Source organism: Pedobacter sp. 01T416_2 (assembly GCF_056398925.1).
In genome coordinates, this window is record NZ_JBFTQI010000559.1 from 1 (window position 1) to 3,990 (window position 3,990).

At 39.5% G+C, this 3,990-nt stretch carries 2 protein-coding genes; one reads left to right on the top strand and one right to left on the bottom strand.

Annotated features, from left to right (window positions below; all coding sequences use genetic code 11):
* A partial coding sequence (locus tag AC1DPQ_RS20225) for a penicillin acylase family protein (RefSeq protein WP_477610684.1) occupies positions 1-1,029 on the bottom strand: 1,029 nt, incomplete at its 3' end.
* A gap of 196 nt (positions 1,030-1,225) precedes the next feature.
* Here AC1DPQ_RS20225 and AC1DPQ_RS20230 point away from each other — a divergent pair.
* Positions 1,226-3,990, top strand: a 2,765-nt coding sequence (locus tag AC1DPQ_RS20230) for a TonB-dependent receptor (protein ID WP_477610685.1), incomplete at its 3' end; no start/stop codon positions are given.

Sequence of the window (3,990 nt, forward strand, 5' to 3'; positions counted from 1 at the left end):
GGTCACGCCCCAGGCTATTTTCTGGTTAAAACCTATAATTACGCCCGGAGCGCCGGGCAATGAAACGCCATAAGTATTTACGCCAGGTGCATGTAGTTGGATCTGGTACCAGATTGAAGGAAGTGTTAAATCCAAATGTGGATCGTTTGCCAAAATCGGGTATCCTGATGCAGTTTTGGCTCCAGATAAAGCCCAGTTATTACTGCCGATGCCCTCTATTTTTTCGGTTGTTTTAACCTCTCCGGTTTGAGCCTGGGTAAAGCTTTCTGGTGTTTTAGGTATCGGTAAGGGAGAAAAGTCCCATTTGGTGCCAACAGGAATGATCGGGTCTTCGCGGAACGGATAATCCGGGAAAAGATTTTTGGTCACCTCGGGGCCGAATTTTTTCAAGATGTTTGTCATGTAAAATTCGTCAGAACCCATGGCTAATACCGCCGACATCTGTTTTAGGAGCAGCGCACATTTTACAGGCGTCCAGTTTTCAGGCTTAAAATCGAGTATTTTGTATTCTAAAGGATAATTGGCTTTAGAAAGCGTTTTGATATATGCATTGATCCCTTCGGTATAAGCTAAGATCATTTCTTTTGCCTTAGGATCTGCCATCATACCTTTTAACGAGTTTTCTGCGCCATAAACCATGCCCATCCGGCGTTGATAACGGTCTACCTCTATCGCTTTATCGCCAACTACTTCACTAATTCTACCCGCTGCAAAACGAGTCTGGAAATCCATTTGCCAAAGGCGGTGCATGGCAGTTACATAACCTTGTGCCAGATACAGATCGTGATCATTCTGTGCAAAAATATGTGGAATCATGCGGTCGTCAAAAACGATTTCGATTTTATCTATTGCCCCTTTGATTTTCGCTTTATGATTAAACATAAAATGATTGTTCTCTGCATTTTGCCAGAAACCCATAAACGGATCTAGGAATTTTAGCAGTGGAGGTGTACTACCTAATTTGGTGTTAAATAAAAAAGCTAATGCTATCGGAATAATGATGCAGAATAYGGCTTTAATTTTATTCATAATGGTTAGCTAACAAGTCTTTCGCTAAGATAGGGCAAAATGACGGTTTATGTTTAATGCAAAATACAACAAACTGTATATCAATCAAAATTATAATTCGAATTGAAATTATTATGCTAACATAATTTGTTTAATTCAAAAAAAGAATTTAAGTTTATATAACTAATAATACAAACAACCAAATTAACAATCGTTTATGAGCAGAATTTTTACACAGATCTTCTATGTGTTATTATTTGTGTACGCAGGTAATATTGCGGCACAGGCACAGAGTATTACGGTGAGCGGTACCGTAAAAGACAAGCAATCGAAAGAAGGCCTAGCTGGCGTGAGTTTAACCATCAAAGGCCATTCTGGCGGTACAGCCTCCACAAGCAACGGTAGTTTTACATTTACAACAACAGCTAAAGTTCCCTTTACGCTTGTGGCGTCTTACGTGGGCTATGGTACAGTAGAACAGCAGATTACCGGGAATGCTACGGGAATTAACCTGGAACTGGAAACGGCAGTGGTTTTGGGAGGGGATGTGGTTGTTTCAGCATCGCGTACTCCTGAGCGTATTTTAGAATCACCGGTTTCTATCGAGCGGATGAGTGCTGCTTCTATCAGGGAAATTGCCGCACCATCATTTTACGATGCTTTGAACAATATGAAAGGTGTAGAAAGCAGTATGCAGAGTTTAACTTTCAAGTCGATTAACACGCGTGGTTTCAATTCAAATGGTAATACCCGTTTTAATCAATATATAGATGGAATGGATAACCAGGCCCCTGGATTAAACTTCTCAGTGGGTAATATTGTGGGTATAACTGAGCTCGATGTAGATAATGTTGAACTTCTGCCAGGTGCTTCATCTGCTCTTTATGGTGCAGGTGGTATTAATGGTACACTATTGATGACCTCAAAAGATCCTTTTAAATATCCAGGCGCAAGCTTTCAGTATAAAACAGGGGTAAACCATGTAAATGATGACAATAGCAGTGTGCAGCCTTTCAATCAGTTGGATGTGCGCATGGCAAAATCATGGAACAATAAGTTTGGCGTAAAAGCGGCATTTTCGTTCCTTCAGGCTAAAGATTGGTACGGAAATAATTATTCAAACTTCGATAGGGTAGCAAGAACTGCAAAATCTGGCGATAGAAACAGCGATCCAAATTACGACGGAATCAACGTTTACGGTGATGAGGTAAGCCAAAATATGCGTAATGTGGCGCTAAGTGTTCAAAATGCAACTATTGCCGGAATTAATGCAGGGTCTGGTGGTTTAATACCAAACATTAAAACATTAATGGACGGGACTTTTGGTACCGCCATTCCAAATGCAGCCCAGCAAGCGGGGTTTTTGGCGGGATTACCATCTGCATTGCGTGGTCCGGTACAGAATTATTTTCCTTTTTATGTTGGTTTGAAAGCAGGTTTAATCCCTAATCAAAATATTTCAAGAACTGGTTATAATGAAGAAAACCTGGTTGATTATAGTACCAAATCGTTAAAAGCATCTGGTGCATTATATTACAACATCAGCAATACAGTACAAATAGTTGGACAGGCCAATTGGGGAACAGGAACTTCGGTATATACCGGTTCTGACCGTTATTCGCTCCGCAATTTTAATATCGGGCAATATAAATTAGAATTAAAAGGTGAAGATTTCTTCCTTAAAGCCTATACTACGCAGGAACGTTCGGGTGATTCTTATATTTCTTCTATTTTGGGCAGTTATATTAATGAATTATCAAAACCATCAACAAGCTGGTTTCCACAATATATTGGTAATTATGTAGGTGCAAGAGCGGCAGGTCAAACTGATGTACAAGCACAGGCTTTTGCCAGAAGTGTTGCCGATCAGGGGCGTTTCGCACCTGGTTCTCCGCAGTTTATACAGGCTAAGGATCAGATTATGAATACCACCATCAGTGCCTCAGACCCTAGTAAAGGTATTTATGGTGCAAAATTCGATGATAAATCTAACCTTTACCATTATGAGGGAATGTACAACTTTACCAATCTTTTTGATAAAGTGGTAGAATTTCAGGTTGGTGCATCATACCGTTTATATGACTTAAATTCGGCTGGAACAATTTTTAATGACTTGACAAATTCCATCGATATTAAAGAATATGGTGCGTTTGCACAGATCGGTAAAAAACTTTTTAACGATAAGGTTAAATTTACTTTTGCAGGTCGTTATGATAAAAGCCAGAATTTTGAAGGCCGGTTTACACCAAGGGTAACCGGTGTGTTCACTGTTGCCAAAAATAACAACATCAGGGTTTCTTACCAAACAGGTTACCGTAACCCAACCACACAAAATCAATACATCGACCTTTCGGTAGGTGGAGGTTCTCAAAGATTGATTGGCGGTTTGCCAGAAATTATGTTTTCTAAATACCATCTTGATAGTAATAAGCCTTATACCGACGTAAGTTACCGCGCGTTCTTAGCCTCGGCAGCGGCAACAGGAACACCTAACCCTGCATTGTTGCAACAATATACTTTTGATTCAAAAGGTGTCCGTCCAGAGAGTGTTCAATCTTATGAGTTAGGTTATAAAGGATTGCTTCTTCCAAATTTATTGGTTGATGCTTATGGTTATTATAACATTTATAAAGATTTTATCACAGCAGTAGATGTTTATCAGAATGTTAACGGAAGTTTTGTGAAATTCGGTGTTCCAGTTAATGCAGAAGGTAAAGTAACCTCTTATGGTGCAGCTTTAGGTTTAGATTATTTAGTGGGTAAATATACCATCAGCGGTAACGTTTCCTATAACGAAATCGGCGATTTACCAGTTAATTACATTAACGATTTCAATACTCCAAAAATTCGTTACAACCTGGGTTTTGGCAATAAAGAAATTATTAAAAACTTTGGTTTTAATTTGGCGTATCGTTGGCAAGACCAATTCTACTGGAATTCTTCTTTTGCCTCAGGTCAGGTACCTGCATACAGCTCTTTAGA